General features: G+C 45.0%; 14 protein-coding genes and 1 pseudogene. All 15 read right to left on the reverse strand.

Translation table 11 applies throughout. From position 1 onward, the window contains the following. Positions 1–61: 61 nt before the first annotated feature. The gene (locus OCV30_RS08505) at positions 62–241 is read right to left on the reverse strand and encodes a hypothetical protein (RefSeq protein WP_065679037.1); all 180 of its coding nucleotides are present in this window, start codon (positions 239–241) and stop codon (positions 62–64) included. Between the two features lie 223 nt (positions 242–464). Beyond that, positions 465–566, reverse strand: a complete 102-nt coding sequence (gene cydX, locus OCV30_RS22945; protein ID WP_004734907.1) for a cytochrome bd-I oxidase subunit CydX — start codon at positions 564–566, stop codon at positions 465–467. Between the two features lie 13 nt (positions 567–579). Next, a pseudogene (gene cydB / locus OCV30_RS08510) lies at positions 580–1,713 on the reverse strand (cytochrome d ubiquinol oxidase subunit II); the annotation flags it as partial. Between the two features lie 12 nt (positions 1,714–1,725). After that, positions 1,726–3,312 (reverse strand): cytochrome ubiquinol oxidase subunit I, encoded by a 1,587-nt coding sequence (locus tag OCV30_RS08515; protein WP_065679038.1) that lies wholly within the window; start codon positions 3,310–3,312, stop codon positions 1,726–1,728. Between the two features lie 175 nt (positions 3,313–3,487). After that, positions 3,488–4,906: an aminotransferase-like domain-containing protein gene (locus OCV30_RS08520; RefSeq protein WP_065679039.1), complete on the reverse strand. Its 1,419-nt coding sequence runs from the start codon at positions 4,904–4,906 to the stop codon at positions 3,488–3,490. Between the two features lie 213 nt (positions 4,907–5,119). Beyond that, positions 5,120–5,881 carry an IS5 family transposase gene (locus tag OCV30_RS08525; protein ID WP_102552608.1) on the reverse strand — a complete coding sequence of 254 codons (762 nt, stop codon included), beginning with the start codon at positions 5,879–5,881 and terminating at the stop codon, positions 5,120–5,122. A gap of 118 nt (positions 5,882–5,999) precedes the next feature. After that, positions 6,000–7,460, reverse strand: coding sequence for a lytic polysaccharide monooxygenase (locus OCV30_RS08530; RefSeq protein WP_476756269.1), 1,461 nt, complete (start codon positions 7,458–7,460; stop codon positions 6,000–6,002). A gap of 418 nt (positions 7,461–7,878) precedes the next feature. Next, positions 7,879–8,931, reverse strand: coding sequence for an IS91 family transposase (locus tag OCV30_RS08535; RefSeq protein ID WP_261879027.1), 1,053 nt, complete (start codon positions 8,929–8,931; stop codon positions 7,879–7,881). Further along, the gene (locus OCV30_RS08540) at positions 8,928–9,815 is read right to left on the reverse strand and encodes a tyrosine-type recombinase/integrase (protein WP_065678653.1); all 888 of its coding nucleotides are present in this window, start codon (positions 9,813–9,815) and stop codon (positions 8,928–8,930) included. The genes OCV30_RS08535 and OCV30_RS08540 overlap by 4 nt, the downstream gene beginning before the upstream one ends. 440 nt (positions 9,816–10,255) lie before the next feature. Then, positions 10,256–10,615, reverse strand: coding sequence for a DUF6559 family protein (locus OCV30_RS08545; RefSeq protein ID WP_065678654.1), 360 nt, complete (start codon positions 10,613–10,615; stop codon positions 10,256–10,258). Positions 10,616–10,644: 29 nt separating this feature from the next. Next, the gene (btuD, locus tag OCV30_RS08550) at positions 10,645–11,403 is read right to left on the reverse strand and encodes a vitamin B12 ABC transporter ATP-binding protein BtuD (RefSeq protein ID WP_065678655.1); all 759 of its coding nucleotides are present in this window, start codon (positions 11,401–11,403) and stop codon (positions 10,645–10,647) included. Beyond that, the gene (gene btuC / locus OCV30_RS08555) at positions 11,390–12,385 is read right to left on the reverse strand and encodes a vitamin B12 ABC transporter permease BtuC (RefSeq protein ID WP_065678656.1); all 996 of its coding nucleotides are present in this window, start codon (positions 12,383–12,385) and stop codon (positions 11,390–11,392) included. The genes btuD and btuC overlap by 14 nt, the downstream gene beginning before the upstream one ends. 133 nt (positions 12,386–12,518) lie before the next feature. Next, positions 12,519–13,547 (reverse strand): succinylglutamate desuccinylase, encoded by a 1,029-nt coding sequence (locus OCV30_RS08560; RefSeq protein WP_019824082.1) that lies wholly within the window; start codon positions 13,545–13,547, stop codon positions 12,519–12,521. Between the two features lie 268 nt (positions 13,548–13,815). Next, on the reverse strand, positions 13,816–15,612 hold the full coding sequence (locus OCV30_RS08565) for a M3 family oligoendopeptidase (protein WP_065678657.1): 1,797 nt from the start codon (positions 15,610–15,612) through the stop codon (positions 13,816–13,818). 169 nt (positions 15,613–15,781) lie between these two features. Continuing rightward, positions 15,782–16,399 (reverse strand): alpha-ribazole phosphatase family protein, encoded by a 618-nt coding sequence (gene cobC / locus OCV30_RS08570; protein ID WP_065678658.1) that lies wholly within the window; start codon positions 16,397–16,399, stop codon positions 15,782–15,784. Positions 16,400–16,412 lie beyond the last annotated feature (13 nt).

Raw genomic sequence — 16,412 nt, forward strand, 5'->3', positions numbered from 1 at the left:
GTTCATCATGATCTAACTAATTCTGTTCTGGTTAATCATGAACTAATTCATCTTGATCTAGTTAATCACGCTCACATTGAACTTGCATGACTTTAAGGGCCGTAGCATTGAGCTTCTTAGCTAACGCTGCACCTTCTTCATTCCATTGCTCAAGAGTCGTAAATTGAGTGTTAACTTCCATTTCTGCTGTGCTGTCTGCACCACCCATCATTAGACTTAGAATCAGTGTTAGTTCGTACATAAGTTAATCCTCTTTCGAGTTTTGAAAGCATCCATTCGAATAAGATAAAGTGACTAAACTGAGTCTTAGCTCACTTGTTTCGTTTGAGATAATTCTAGTCATTCACTCGAATCGAGTCTTACCATTTTGTGCCACTAACTAATAAAGCAGCATAGCCATGATTTAAAGGTATAAAAAAGACCAGAGCATCATGCTTCTGGTCTCTTTATGAATCAAAGGTCAATCAGAACTCAGTTTCTGAGTCACTTTTCTCTAGGCTGATGACATTCAAAACTGCAAATGCAGAGGCTAGAAATAAGCCTAATATCCAAACAAAATACCACATGAGAAACTCCATAATACAGTGAATTGCCGTTGCGTTCGACATACTCGTTATCGAGTCGTCCAAACATGGTTCGGTAGCTGAACGCGGTATAACAAAGAATGATAGGCACCATCACAAACGCGACACCTGTCATGATGTTCAAGGTCAGTTCGCTAGAGGTTGAATCCCACAATGTTAGGCTATGACTCGGTTTAACGCTAGACGGGATAATGAACGGGAACATCGAGAAACCAGTCGTTAAGATGATGCAAGCGTTAGTCAGGCTGGAACTAATAAAAGTAATCGCATCCAATTTCAACCTTGCCCCAATTAAAGCCAGTAGTGGAATAAACACACTGCCAATTGGTGCAAACCACATCCAAGGGTAAATCTCGAAGTTAGATAACCAAGCACCAGTTTCTGCTATCGCGTGTTTGTTTAACGGATTCGAAACAGCGCTATGGTTCAACTCACTGGCAATCAGATAACCATCAATGTAGCTTATTGTTAAACCACCTAGCACCATGAGACTCACCACAAGTATCGCACTCACCTGAGCAACCAATCTTACCTTGTTGTATAGCGCATCTGTCGTTTTCATCATCAGCCAAGCACTGCCTTGCAACAACGCCATCAATAACCCAACGAAGCCACACAACAGAGCAAACGGATTAAGCAAATCAACAAACGATCCGTGGTACTCAACCATGAGTAAACTATTGAGCGAGAATGGAAGCCCTTGCATCAAGTTGCCAAACGCGACACCAAATAAAATCGGCGGAAAAAAGCCTGAAAACGAAATCGCTAAATCACACACTTTTCGCCATTGGTCGTTATCTATCTTGGCTCGGTACTCAAGTGCAAGAGGACGCAGCCACAATGAGATAAGAACCAAGTACATCGCAACATATAAGCTTGAAAACGATGTCGCATACACTAACGGCCAAGCCGCAAACAAAGCGCCACCTGCGGTAATTAACCACACCTGGTTGCCGTCCCAATGGGGTGCAATGGAGTTAATCATCACTCGTCTTTCAGAGTTGGTTTTACCGATAAACGGTAACAACGCTCCTACTCCCATATCGAAGCCATCGGTGATCATAAAACCAATCAGCAACACACCGATTAGCACCCACCAAATTAAACGCAATGTGTCATATTCAAACATGAGTCAGTCACCTTATTGTTGAACTTGTTGTACCAATTTGGCTTCAAGCGATGTTGTTGTCTGTTCATAGTGATAACGCCCCGTTTTCAAACTGCTTGGGCCTTTTTTAGCGACGGTAATCATCAAGTAACTTTCAACAATGATGAAGACCGTATAGAGGCCAATAATTAGCGCGAGAGACGTAAGTAAATTTCCAACGGTTTGCGAAGAAGCCGCGACCGCAACAGGGAGAATTTCACCGACCGCCCATGGCTGACGACCATACTCCGCAACAAACCAACCTGCTTCGATTGCCACCCAAGGCAACGGAATTGACCAAAGTGCCGCCTTCAATAACCAAGGCTTTTGCGTAATGTTTTTACGGTAGGTTTGCAGGAAGGCCGCACCAAACACAAACAACATAATGAAGCCACAACCCACCAGGATTCTGAATGACCAGAACAGAGGCCACACAGTTGGGATTGAATCATCGGCTGCTTGTTGGATTTGTTGTTCAGTCGCGTCAGTCACTGTATCGGTGTAACGCTTAAGTAATAAGCCATAGCCGAGATCGTGCTTGGTTTGATCGAAAGCTTGCTCTGTCTCATGTGAGGTATCGCCAGATCGCAAACGCTCTAGCAATTCATAAGCAATAATACCGTTTCGAATACGCACTAAATGTTGGTCACGCAAGTCATGAAGCCCTGTCACTTGCTCATCCAAAGATCGCGTTGCAATAATCCCCATCACATAGGGAATTTTCACAGCAAAGTCGGTTTTGCCTTCTTCTTGATTTGGTAATCCAAACAAAGTAAACGCCGCAGGTGCCGGTTCGGTGTGCCATTCAGCTTCAATCGCCGCAAGTTTCACTTTTTGGACGTCACCCAGTTCATAACCAGATTCATCGCCAAGTACGATTACGGAGATAATCGATGCGATACCAAAAGATGCCGCTACAGCGAAAGAACGCTTGGCAAAGGCAACGTCACGACCTTTAAGCAAGTAGTAAGAACTCACGCCAAGGATCAACATCGCACCGCAGGTATAAGCTGAAGCGACTGTGTGCAAGAACTTAACCTGAGCAACTGGGTTGAGCACCACTTCGGCGAAGCTAGTCATTTCCATACGCATGGTTTGGTAATTAAACTCCGATCCAATCGGATTTTGCATCCAACCGTTAGCAACCAGAATCCATAACGCAGAGAAGCTAGAGCCCAACGCCACCAACCAAGTCACGACAAGGTGTTGGCGTTTGGATAGCCTTTCCCAACCGAAGAAGAACAGTCCAACAAAGGTGGATTCTAGGAAGAATGCGACAAGCGCTTCGATGGCTAAAGGCGCACCAAAGATGTCGCCGACATAGTGAGAATAATAAGACCAGTTGGTGCCGAACTGGAACTCCATGGTTAATCCGGTCGTGACACCTAATGCGAAGTTAATACCAAAAAGTTTGCCCCAAAAGCGAGTCATGTCCTGATAGATTTGCTTACCGGTAAGCACATAGATCGACTCCATGATCGCCAGTAAGCAAGACATACCAATAGTTAACGGGACGAAGAGAAAGTGAAACATAGCGGTTAGCGCAAACTGTAAACGCGACAATTCAACTACATCAAACATTTAAGCTCCAAACATCATAATGATGGCTTTCATATTAAGAATTGGAGCGTATTTCAGCACAGTTCGAACAAACCAAACTAGAACAGATTAGTTATTAAAAAACAGAACAGATTGAATCATCTGACGAGTGACAAGCTAAATTTCAAGTAAACATAGTCGAGGATTGACTAACGACTTAGGCTTGTGATTCCATGGTCTGAATCAAACCACCTAGCGTACGAATGGCGTCTGCGATTTTGTCGTCGCAAGCATACGAGCAATTAAGTCGAATGTGATGGGAGAACTTTTTGTCACTACTGAATATGATCCCTGGCGCGACAGAGATGTTGTGTTCAAGTGCTTGCTCATAAAGCTTCTCAACACAAACAGAATGAGGCAACTCTATCCAAAGGAAGTAACCACCTTGGCTTTTATGCACCATCGCACTTGAAGGTAAGCTAGATTCTAACAATGCAATATGTGCCTTCTTCCTTTCATTCAAAAGCTTGCGAAGTTTTTTAAGATGGTTGTCATAACTATAAAACGTCAGGTAATGAGACAGTCCAAGTTGGATAGGAATACTGCTTGAGAGCGTCGAAAGGTGCTGCAATCTCTGAATCTTTAACGCTTGTTTCCTTGCAACCACCCAACCAATTCGAAAGCCGGGCGACAGTGATTTGGAAAACGAACCACACAACATGATTTGTTCGCCAGTGTCATAGGCTTTAGCTGGCAATGAGCTTTGGTTTCCAACGTGAAGTTCACGATACACATCGCCTTCAATCATTGGGATCTTATGGTCATTCACTAACTCGGCGAGTCGCTGCTTGTTGTTATCACTCATCGAATAACCCACTGGGTTTTGCGATTCTGTCATGAACCAGCACGCTTTGATGTTCATTGAAGAAAACACCGATTCCAACACATCTAAATCGATACCGGTTTCAGAGTCGGTCGGGATCTCAACAGCGGTAAGATTAAGCCTTTCAATAGTCTGTAACACACCGTAAAACGCAGGGTACTCTATCGCGACTAAGTCACCCGGCTCGGTACAGGATTGCAGGCATAAGTTAAGTGCTTCCATTGCCCCTGACGTGATCACAATATCGTCGGGCAATACATCTAGCCCACCAGCTTGATAGCGCTGAGCGATTTGCCTGCGTAATGTTTCACTGCCCGGTGGCAGATTAGTAAGCATGCTGTTATCGGGCATTTGGCGGCTGGCATTGGCTAAACTGCGCGACAATGCTTGATGCGGAAACAAAGCAGGGTCAGGGAATGCCGAGCTAAGTGGAATGATGCTAGGGTCTTTGGCTCGTTGAAGTACATCGTAAAGCAGGTCGCTGATCTTAACGGGATACGGCTTGATGGCTTTTTGTTGTACGAGTTCTGAGGTGAACACATTTCTGCGCGGTAACACGAAATAGCCAGATTTAGGCTTTGAGCGCACATAGCCTTGGTCTTCAAGCTGTTGATAGGCCTGAAGTACCGTCTCGATACTGAGTTTATAGCGCTTACATGTGTCTCTAATTGATGGGATCTTCTCACCACTCAGCCAGATGTTTTGTTCTATCTGATTCTTGATTGTATTGGCGAGTATCTGAGATTTTTTCATCAAAAAGTCTTTTCTATCTAATGTGTAAAAGATTACTAAACCGTGGATATTCGAAGCACTCGGACATTCAGGTATAACAAAGCCCTACCCTAAACCCAATTACCTTCACGGTCGACTTGTTTATCTCTCCCACAAGAAAAGACACCACACTCATCAAGCGAGTGTAGTGCCTTAGTTACTAGGGCGTGTTGATCTTTGCTGTACATTTTGTGTTCAACAATACATCGGTAGCCACATTAACATGAATGCCAGCGATAACATGCTGGCATAATTCCTTTCTAGCTTGTCATATCTACTTGAAATAGCTCGATAATGCTTAATTCTCCCAAAGGCATTTTCGACCAAGTGACGATACTTGTATAGACACCAATCCATACTGTCTTTGTCTATATCTTGTCCGTAATTGCGTTTAGCAATTACCGTTTCTCCGCCACGTTCCTTAACAAAAGTACGGAAAGGTTCGCTGTCATATCCTTTATCACAAACGATAGTATTAACTTCATCGAGTTGTTCAACTAAGCTTTCGGCATGCACTATATCGTGGCGTTGTCCTTCTGATAAATCAAAGCAAATCGGCAGACCACCACTATCTACGGCTAAGTGAATTTTGGTTGAGTTGCCCCCGCGACTTTTTCCTATTTGCTCTGAGCTTTCAGTAGCTGCACCTGTACTATGCTGATGCGCTCGAACTATAGAGCCATCAAGAAAGACCCATTCAAAATCAGCCATGCTAGATAAGCTTTTGAAAAGTTTATCTAAAATCCCTTTCTTTGACCAAAGATTAAATCGTCTGTAAACGGTACTCCACTCTCCGAACTCAGAGGGTAGATCTCGCCAAGGAATACCTGTTCTCATTCGATAAAGTATTCCTTCAAATGTCATTCGATGTTCAGTTTTATCGTAAATACGACCTGTACTTTTCATAACTTGGAGTAGCAGTTCCCAGCGAATATCAGTTAGCATTGTTCTTGGCATGGTATTGGTTATGGTTTTACTTTTGGCGAAGCAAATTATAACTCTTTACCATGCTGTTCAAAAAACACTCACGAAAGATCAACACGCCCTAGTTACTTAGTTTAGATTAACTAACTGACTAGTTAGCTGGACGCCAAACGCCCCACTGATCATTTTCGTAGGTCGCTTTAGGGTTTGTACCACCTTGAATCCACCACTGTGCTTTCCAAGACTGGTTCGAGTACGTTACTACTTCACCGCCTAGGTAAGTCGCTGAAGAGTCCCAAGTGCCATTGTCTGGGTCAGGAGTCGGATCAGGATCCGGCGTTGGATCTGGGTCTGGTGTTACACCACCGTCATCGGCAATTACTTCAAAAGTGAAGGTTTCAACACTGTCACTTTCAATAGAACTAGCCATGAATGACAAGGTTTCATTAGCTACAATACCAGTCGTATCTACGACAACTGACGCAGTGCCGTTATTTTGGATGCTTACAGCAGAACCTTGAGTTTGAGTTAATGTCGCCGCTTCACTTGTTGCAATCACAACTTTGTCGCCAGCATTCACTACGTTGTCACTCTTCACTAGCTCGTAGATGTCGCCTTTCAATGGTTCAACACCACCGTCGCCACCATCAATCAGCGTTAACTGACCAGAAGCACGGCTATCTTTTGAGTTGAAGAAGTTACGTGAAGGATCGTTTTGGAAATACATGTAGTGCTGCATTTCAGCGTGCCAGTCACCAATGAAGATCGCGCCATCTTTAAACTCTTCATGCCAGCCGTTAATCTCTGAAGCCAACAAGCGAGCCCAATCGTTAACGTTTGAAGCATCGATAACGATGTCGAAGCTACGCGCTACTTCACCGTACTTGTTGATGATGTCATATTTAACCGTATCACCAATTCCTGGCGTACCAAACTGGTCAGAAACAAACAGGTCGCCACGGACTAGATCAGGTTGAGGACCCGGCTCTGGTGGAGGAGTTGTTCCCCCCGCGATAGTGATGTCTGAACAGTTGTAGAAACCTTCACCGGCGGCATCGTCACGTTGCCAACGAACGTATAAGATTGCGTCGCCAGATCGGTCTGAAGGAATCGTTACGTTGATACGGTATTTGCCACCACTTACAGGAACATTCCCAACTTCTTGGATAAGATCTAAATCACCCCACGCTAGGCCTTTGCTCAGGTCGGCGTTTGGTTTTGTTAGATAGAACTCCCAGAATGACGGGTTGTGTGGTGCAGTCGCGTTGAATACATATTCAAATGTACCAGTGCTTAACTCGGTGCGAGTCCAACCAGTATGAGGTGCGCCCATACCACGTTTTTGCGAATCATTGGCGTAACATAACGTGCCGTCTGGAATCGCCGCTTTCACTGCATTGATGTTGTTGAAGTCTTGAATGTTTTTCGCATACTCGTTGCGTTGAACGAACGGATATGACCCTGAAATCTCTTTTGCTTGAGCACATGCTGCATTTGGTGGCGTACCCGACCAAACCCCGCCTTGTTCATAGCACGTATTCTGACGTGCACTTGGAAATTCAGACCAGCCATGAGCGTTTGCTACTGATGGTACGCTGGATAGCATAGCCATCCCCACTGCTATTTTTAGAATATTATTATTTGCTGTTTTCACTTTCCCACTCTCTATTATTTTACCCCCGTATGAAATATTGATTGGACATTTACTAATCAATATTGCAGTTCGAGGGTTTATAGTTTCTGACTTAAAGAACACGGAAAATATATACGTCATAACAAATAAGGATTAAGGTGTTGCGCAGCCAACACTAAATCCCGAGTGTTGAACAAGCCCGAAGCCACTTTATTAAGTAAATTGTACGATTGAACTTGAAGGGCACATCGCTTTGAGGCTTTTCTCAAAGCGAGCGAAGCTAAGATAAGGTTGCGATAGCAATCTTATCAATCAGTTAGCTGTTTTCTATTTCTTTCGTCGTCACATCTCCTCTGTTTTCGTCAATGCCATTCTCCTTGTTATCAATGCCTTTCGGCTACATGGGTCGGCTCACTCCAACACACGCCATCTCATGCTCACAGCAAGGGCAGATTCTTATCGCTTTGCTCCTTATCGTTGCCGTTAGCGGCGGCATCATATAGACCAAGTTCAATAACAGCAGTTGAATGCGGGCTCTTAAGGCGTGTGCTTGACCACGTAAAAAACCGTAATCTCGTACTCGCTGCAACCCTTTGGGCAGCGCGTGCTGCAAAATGAGCAGTAAGAACTTCAGAGTGGGCAAGGTGCGCGTTCGCCATGCATTGGTCTGGCTCTCTTTATAGCGGAAGGTGACAGTATCATCTGTAATACTGATGATGTCTTCATCAGGCAGCACACCACGATAGAGATAGCGAGCCAAATAGCTCAACGCAGCCTGACCGTATCCCACTTGTCTGCAATCGACCACCCATTGTTTGGGTATGCCACTCGGCAACCACAACGTTGGGTGTTGATTAATGGCCTCTAGCATTCTTGCTCGCCAGACTTTGGCCAAAGCAAACACGTTAAAAAGGTAATGCTTGTTGCCTTTGTGCCAGGTTTGTCTTGATGGGTCGTATTGGCCTGCCGCCACGATAATGTGCAGATGTGGGTGCAAGTTTCGTTGTCGGCTGTGAGTATGCAACACGGCGGTAAAACCAAGTTCACCTTGGCGTTGCCGGTTGGCAAAATCCTTTAATACCCCTGATGCCACCTTAAACATACCGTTATATATCGCTTTAGGTTGATGTCTTGCTAAAACCCTTAGTTGATACGGCAAAGTGAAGGTCACCATGAAATAGTGAACAGGTAACCGCTTTTGCTGCTGACGTTGAAGCCAATCAGCGGTGGTGCGTTGTTGGCACTGAGGGCAGTGTCGATGACCACAAGAAAGCGGTAATCGGTCGTCGTGATGGCAGTGGCTGCAAAACCACTGTGACCGACCTTGTTGCTCTGTTTTGCAACGGAGCATCGCCGCAATGGCCCGATGCATATCGCCATTGAGCTGCGCATGATAGTGACGCTTAAGCGTAGAGTGGTGTTGGCGAAGCAGTTCAATAAAGGTACTCATGTAATGCTCCCCGTTAAGTCTAGAGCGTCAGTTAAATGGTTGATGGCCATCGCCGCATCGCGTTGTTTTAGCGCAGTCATTCGGGTGTAACGGGCTGTGGTATTAAGGCTTGCGTGACCCAGCAGCGTTTGCAGTGAACGCAGGTCAAGCCCTTGCTCAAGCAAGTGCGTTGCAAAGCAGTGTCTGAGAGAGTGGGGGCTGGCGTGTTTTTGGATGTCACACTCTTTGAGCACAAGCTTCATGGTTTTTTGAATACCGCCTCTGTCCATCGGTGCGTCGTCACCTTTTCCAAGCCCGGGAAACAGTAAGCGAGGGTGCTTATGGCTGAGCCAGTGTGTGCGGAGTGCCTTAAGCGTTCGCAGAGGAAGCGGCACCATTCGGTCTTTGCCGCCTTTTCCTTCGCGTATGTGAACCCGCATCGTTTGGCTGTCGATATCGTGAACCGTGAGATTGAGCCCTTCACCAAGGCGTAATCCCATGCTGTAAAGAGTTAAGAAGAAGACTTGATAACGGGCTTGTCGCGTGTGGTTAATCAGTGAGCTGACTTGTTGCGGTGTGAGTATGTCGGGCAGTCGTTTTACTTGTGGCGGCTTGACGATATTGAGCCACTCCCACTGTTTACCCAGTGTGTAGCGATAGAAAAACTGCAAGCCATTACGATCGAGTTTAATGGTGCTCCACGAGTGGGTTTGAATAAGAGACGCGAAGAACTGTTTGAGGTCGGCCGTGGTTAATGTGTCAGGGACGCGATCGAAATGAGCGGTGATCCGACGAACTGCACGGGAATAGGCATCGATCGTCGCAGGTCGTTTACCTTGCAGCTTTAGGTTGGTAAGGTGTTGTTCATAAAGGGTGTTGTAGCGTTTTAAGTCGGTGGGATTCATAAGTTACTCCTGTCAACGACCATCAGGGTGATGGTGTTACAAGAGTATGGTTCGCACTCGTTTTACTCTGCCGCGTAGCGGCTTCGTTCAACTATCAATAAAAGTGGGATTTATTTTGAAAGGAATCAGAATCACACAACTCAAAGAAATGCGTTAGAGATAGATGATATTGGTTCGAATTATCAATTTTTACCGACAAAAATTACGCATTCCCTAAGAAAATAGATCGCTAGGAAGGTATTTTTTCATTGAATTAATTGGAGTGAAACGCTCGCATAAATAATGATATTGAGTGCTTTTTATCATCATTATTATTACGTTGTTGAGACTGCTGTAAAGTCGCAAAGTCGCTAAGTGACTAAGCTATTAAGCTATTAAGCTATTGAGCGTATACGTTTATAAATGGATAAATCATTAAACGTTAATTTGAACGAGCTAAACTAATAGCGGCTATTCATGCCAAATCGATTCGACATATCATCGTCCATACGACCGCCCTTCCAACCGCCACCGCCCAACAAATTAAGTACATCACGCGCGTTATATTCCTCACCACCGAAGAAGTCATTAGACACATCATTACGCAGCAGTTGAATGGCTGGAGCAATTTCAGCAGCAAGGTTTTGTGGATCAGCAAACAATGCTAAGGCAACCAGTTGTTGGCGCTTACTCAATTCACATGAACTCGTTTCTACTTGCCCAATAGAGAAAAAGTCACTGCTTCCGTACGCTTTCACCAACTTTGCAGAAAGTGATTTGATTACTTTCTTGATTCGTCGTCGTTGAATATATCTAAACATATAGATTGCCTTGTATTGATGAGCCTAAATTAACCAAACAATAGGTAAGTTTGATTGTCGACCGAGATGCTTTTCACTTGTGTGTTAAACACAGACTCAAGTTGTTCTGGAGTCAGAACTTGTGCCGCAGAACCAGAAGCTTGTAAAACGCCCTTTTCGAGCAGCAGTACTTGGTCGGCATGCCTCAAGGTTCGGTTCAGGTCGTGGTTAGCCATAATAACCGCAATGCCCTTCTCAGCCACTCGTTCGATAAGCTTATACAGCAACGCTTCTTGAGCAATATCTAACGGCGCTGCAGGTTCGTCGAGGATCAGGAGCTTTGCGTAAGGATTAAGCGTCGGCCAAATTTGCAGGCACATTCCCGCCAAACGAACGCGTTGCCATTCACCGCCAGACAGTGTCTGAATTGAACGATGAAGTTTGTCTGTGATGTCCAACATCTGGCTTATCTCTTCCAAAGCCGTGTTGATTTCAGTATCAAGGCCGTGCGATGAACTTGGCAGTGATAACGCAAGGTATTGGAACACTTCCAAGTTGAAGGCCGGTCTTGCACTTTGACAAAGATAAGCACGATGCAATGACAAGTCTTGTAGTGATAACAGTGACAAATCTTGTCCGTCGAGCTTTATATCCCCTTTGTAGCCATCACCAACGCCAGATATCGCTTCTAGTAAGGTACTTTTACCACTGCCATTAGGACCGATGACATGAGTCACCTGCCCTTTCTTGAGCTCAAATGATAGTGGTAATAGACGAGCGCCGACGCTCAGGCTCTTAATTTGAATCATGATTTTTAATTAACATCCAAATGAAGATAGGCGCGCCGATACTGGTGGTCATCACACCCAAGGGTAGTTCTGCTGAATCTAGTAAAGTTCTTGCACAGATATCAGCAAATACCAGCAATGCTGCACCAGCCACGGCAGACAAGGGAAGAAGGTATCGGTTGTCAGTACCAATCGCTAAACGCAGCAAGTGTGGCACAACCAAGCCAACAAAGCTGATCACGCCGCCTAAGGCAACCGCGCAGCCGACTAGAATAGACACAGCAAAGATTAGACGCCAACGTAATCTCGGAACGTTCACGCCTAACTGTGCAGCATGAATCTCGCCAATCATCAGTTTGTCTAGCTTACTGCCTTGCAAACACAACCAAATAATCACGGGGATCATCACTAACGTGAGCGAGTGTTGATACCAAGTCACGCCACCCAAGCTGCCCATCAGCCAATACATCAATAAGCGGAGGCTGAGGTCGTCACTAAAGTAGAACGCCCATGTCACCATCGCACCAGAAAGAATGCCCAACGCGACACCGACTAGCAGTAATTTAGCCGTGGTGAGTCGCATGGTTTTTACCATGCTCACTAGAATCACGGTAAAACAAAGTGAACCTAAAACGGCGGCAATCATGAACAGTTCTGGTGTAGGAGCAAACGGCAAGAAGAACAGTACGATAACCATCGCCAAGCTTGCGCCACCAGAAATGCCGAGCACACCTGGCTCTGCTAATACATTACCCAATAAGACTTGTAGGCTTGCGCCAGATACAGCTAACCCTGCCCCGATAGCAATCGCTGCTAATAATCGAGGTAAGCGTAAATCAATCAGTAATTTTTGTTCTAACGTGGACAAAGTGCCCAGAGGGGAAATGAAAAGATCGCCAACCATTAGGTAAATCGCACTCAGCGCGACAAGCAGTGCTGCCATCAGATAAATGGCTCGGGTCCATTTGCGCTGTTTTTGGTGAAGAAGTTGTTGGAAATCCATATCAAGCTACTTTGAAATTGTTCGCGTAACCTTACCTGTATCCCTCAATAAACTCAAGGCTCGCACCGTAATGTGAACCTTGATATTTCAACCAGTTGAGCGGTTGTTTTGGTCGTTCTAGTTCGACTAGGTATTAATCGTACACAAGCTGACCGTGGTCGAATCGTGTTTCAACTTCGCACACCATTAAGGCCGCTCGTTGACCGATAGCAACGTTGCGATTTGGGAACACTACTGCTTCGTTTTCATTCTTCGCCATCAATGGCTTATCACCATCATGACCAAACACTTCACCGTGCTTGAACGCCGTAAAGTTTTCAACGGCATCAGAGAACATGAAATCAAAATCATCATGCAAACGAACAATGGTTCGGCTTACGCGATAAGTAATGGTTTTCTTTGGTAAATGCTCTGGTTCTATTTCAGCAATCAAATTGCGCATTGCCAAATCGAAAGCAGTTAACTTATCAAGCTGGTTCTCACCAATTCTTGCTACCTGCCCTAGCTCCATTGTCAGTGCTTGCGCTTCAAAGTTTTCAGCGCTGTACCAACTGAAAGTACTCGTTGGCGCATTGGATAACAACACCGCTTCAACGTGAGCACTGTTAATGAAATCGAACAAGGCTTTACTGCGAACTTCGTGGCGAACCTTAGGGCTTACGGCGAAAGAGTAATGCTTAGACAAACGGATCGCACAGTGCAGATCTAAGTGCCAACGAGTGGCAGGCACCGTTTCCTTGTAAAACTCAGTAACCAAGTACTTAAGGTTCTTCGCGATGTCCACTTCTCGATTACTCTCGTGCTGTTTTTCATCAAACAGACGGTTCATATTCACATCAAGAAAACGCGTATGCGCATTGGTCGCTTCTGGGTGAGCAATGATGAACAAACATCTTGCTGTCACGACTTGGAAGCCGGTTTCAATATCCTCAATGAGCTTATCAATCAGCTCCATTGGTGAAGTTTCGTCGCCATGAACACCTGTTGAAAAGATGATGTTCTTGGTCTCAGAATTATACTCTGCGGGAATCACTTCCAATACACCGCGTTGATGAAGCTTAATTTGAACACCGTTACTCAGTACGGTCTGTCCTGCAACCACTTCTTGCTCAAGATCTAGGCTGTCAAAAAGAAATGATTGGCGAAAGAGGGTCTTCGTCATGCGCTACTCCTTAATTGCACGGCCGTATGTTAATAAATTGTACATAGAAATTGTGTTGCTAGGATCGCACTTATCAATAGAAACTCCGTTATCACTCACAAATACTACCCATATATTTTTGTATTACCTGCTGACTTTACTAACCGACATCTGTTCCAAATAATTTTACCTATTTAGAACAACTTTTGGTTATCTCTGTTTATATCAGCAAGATAAGAGCCACGTAAGCTAACACAGCTCTTACCTACCATGAACAGATTGAGATCAATTAATCTTCCTGATCGAGCAATCTTTCAAATTCATCGATTTGAACTTTGACCATGTCGATGCTTTGTTGCCAAAAGTCAGCTTGAGTCAGGTCCATTCCTAAGTGCTTTTGAACGACTTCTTCCGCCATCATGCTGCCCGTATCACGAAGCAACGAAACGTAATCGCCGTAGAATTGCTCACCTTTCGCATCGCGCTGAGCGTAAACACCTTTACTGAACAGGTAACCGAACAGGTATGGGTAGTTGTAGAAGCTCACTTGAGAGATGCTGAAGTGCAGTTTGCTTGCCCAGAAGTAAGGGTCGGCTTCTGTCATTGCATCGCCATACCACTCCTTCCAAGTGGTTTCCATCAAGTCACACAGCTGCTGAGCCGTTAGCTCACCTTTTTCACGCTGCTCATAGAAGGCTTTCTCAAACTCAAAACGAACGGGAATATTCACCATTAATGCCAAAGAAGAAGAAAGCTCTTCCCACAACATTTCAAGTTTCTCATTGCGTGTTTGTGCTTGTTTTAACAAGTGGTCACGGACGATGTTTTCAGCAAAGATCGAAGCGGTTTCTGCTAGAGTCATTGGGTAGCGTGTCTGACACAAAGGCATGTCCTTCATCACCCAGTTATGGAACGCATGGCCTAGCTCATGCGCCAATGTCATTAAGTCTGAGCGACTACCACTCCATGTCATGAACACAAGCGGGGTACGTGTCGCAGCAAACTTGGTGCAGTACGCACCTAGACGTTTGTTCGCAGCTGGAGCTGCATCAATCCAACCGTTCTCAACCATCAAAGCGACAAAATCAGCCATCTCTGGATTCACTTCAGCGAACGCAGTTTTGATCACTTCGATCGCTTCATCAAATGGGTAGATCTTAGATTCAGCGTCACCAAGTGGTGGCATTGCTGCTAAATGATTCCAAGGCTTCATTTCATCGAGCCCGTGAACTCTTGCCATCAACAAACCCGCTTTCTGGCCAACCGTTCGATTAGCTTTTGCTACCGACATCATGGTGTCTAACGTTTCTGGCACAATGCGGCTACCGTGTAGGCTTGGAGCAAGGAAATGCACATCGCTAATTTTCGAGCGCTTTTTGTTTTCCGTTAGTCGCCAACCCGCCAATGCATTTAGAATCGAAGCAAACGACTCTTGATGCGTTTTCATTGCGCCTTGGACTGCGCGCCATGCCGGTTCTTGTTTGTCGAATTCGCTGCCGTACAACAAGCTCGCAGCTTGTGAAAAACCTAGCGCTTCGTCTTCACCGTTCAGCTTTAGCGACAGTTTTAAAGAACCGGTTAAGTTATCGTACAAACGACCCCATCCATCACGGCCATCAACCTTCATCGCGGCTAATAACTGCTCTTCAGCAACACTAAGGCGGCTGCTTGATAACTTACGCGAGCTTTCAATCGCAAAGCGTTGTCCTGCTACATCTGCGCTGTCATGCTCTAAAACTGCATCAATAAACTCTGGTTCTGCGTGGATTAGCGTGTCTTCATAAGGGCTGAACGCTTGAGACATTTCAGAATTCAGTTTCGCAACTCGACCAAGCAGTGCTTTGGCTTCTGTGTGTGTCGCGTCTACCGATGCGTGGCAGTTAGCGAAGGTGTTGATTGTACTCAGTAACGTGCCTGCCGCTTCAGAAGTTTGAATGGCGTTTTGCATCGCTAGGATAATATGACGCTTTTCAACGTGTAGGTACAACAGCTCAATGCACTGCTGGATGAGTTCAATGTCCTGCTCGATTTTTGCATCATCAAGATCACGATAAGCAATGCTTAGATCCCAACTCGGTGTTGTCATGACTAAATTCCTTTCACGTAGGTAGTAATACCAATCTGGTATAGCGGCTGTAAACGCCGCTTTATACTTCTATTTCTGGTTCTATTTCTATTTCTATTTCTGTTTCTGTTTCTGTTTCAATTTACAGGTCCAATAGATTGTTAACTCTTAAACTGTGTTTTTTGAACACTCAGAGAACAGGTAGCCCTATCGATTTGACACTGGTAAAGCTCTGCGCAAACTGAGTGATTTGAATATGAGTTATCGACGCGTTTTCTATCGATAGCTTCGAGTACAAACTCGGATTTTTCCAATCAATATCAAGACAATGCGCTAGCAGTATGCGAATCACACCACCATGGGTAACCAACAATATATTGTCACTTGGATCATTCAAAAGTTGCGACCAAGCTTGAGTTACTCTGTCGTGGAAGCTCTGTAAACTTTCTGCACCAGTCAGTTGATGATTAGCAGGATCTTGCCAAAAGGTTTCTAGCATTCCCCACTTGTCTTCAAGCTCATCAAATGGGACACCATCAACGTCACCGAAGTTCATTTCCTGAAAGTCTGGTGCTACAGATAAAGGCACAGACATACGCTGTGCGTATCTGTTTGCGAGATCGCTGCATCGCCTTAATGGCGAGGTAACCAGGCAATCAAAGGCAATATCTTGTTTTGCTAATGCCCCACATATCCGATCTTGAAGATCAGGATTAACCAACACATCGGATAAACCATTAAGTGCCGCTTCGCCTTCGACTTTGCCATGTCTTAATAGATAGATGTTTTTGGTTGTTCCATTTTCCATTTGTTCAACTAAC

This window comes from Vibrio atlanticus (genome assembly GCF_024347315.1).
Classification (GTDB): domain Bacteria; phylum Pseudomonadota; class Gammaproteobacteria; order Enterobacterales; family Vibrionaceae; genus Vibrio; species Vibrio atlanticus.

Coding starts and splice junctions, on each gene's coding strand:
- OCV30_RS08505 (WP_065679037.1), bottom strand. CDS start 241: ATGTACGAACTAACACTGATTCTAAGTCTAATGATGGGTGGTGCAGAC.
- cydX (WP_004734907.1), bottom strand. CDS start 566: ATGTGGTATTTTGTTTGGATATTAGGCTTATTTCTAGCCTCTGCATTT.
- OCV30_RS08515 (WP_065679038.1), bottom strand. CDS start 3,312: ATGTTTGATGTAGTTGAATTGTCGCGTTTACAGTTTGCGCTAACCGCT.
- OCV30_RS08520 (WP_065679039.1), bottom strand. CDS start 4,906: ATGAAAAAATCTCAGATACTCGCCAATACAATCAAGAATCAGATAGAA.
- OCV30_RS08525 (WP_102552608.1), bottom strand. CDS start 5,881: ATGCCAAGAACAATGCTAACTGATATTCGCTGGGAACTGCTACTCCAA.
- OCV30_RS08530 (WP_476756269.1), bottom strand. CDS start 7,460: ATGGCTATGCTATCCAGCGTACCATCAGTAGCAAACGCTCATGGCTGG.
- OCV30_RS08535 (WP_261879027.1), bottom strand. CDS start 8,931: ATGAGTACCTTTATTGAACTGCTTCGCCAACACCACTCTACGCTTAAG.
- OCV30_RS08540 (WP_065678653.1), bottom strand. CDS start 9,815: ATGAATCCCACCGACTTAAAACGCTACAACACCCTTTATGAACAACAC.
- OCV30_RS08545 (WP_065678654.1), bottom strand. CDS start 10,615: ATGTTTAGATATATTCAACGACGACGAATCAAGAAAGTAATCAAATCA.
- btuD (WP_065678655.1), bottom strand. CDS start 11,403: ATGATTCAAATTAAGAGCCTGAGCGTCGGCGCTCGTCTATTACCACTA.
- btuC (WP_065678656.1), bottom strand. CDS start 12,385: ATGGATTTCCAACAACTTCTTCACCAAAAACAGCGCAAATGGACCCGA.
- OCV30_RS08560 (WP_019824082.1), bottom strand. CDS start 13,547: ATGACGAAGACCCTCTTTCGCCAATCATTTCTTTTTGACAGCCTAGAT.
- OCV30_RS08565 (WP_065678657.1), bottom strand. CDS start 15,612: ATGACAACACCGAGTTGGGATCTAAGCATTGCTTATCGTGATCTTGAT.
- cobC (WP_065678658.1), bottom strand. CDS start 16,399: ATGGAAAATGGAACAACCAAAAACATCTATCTATTAAGACATGGCAAA.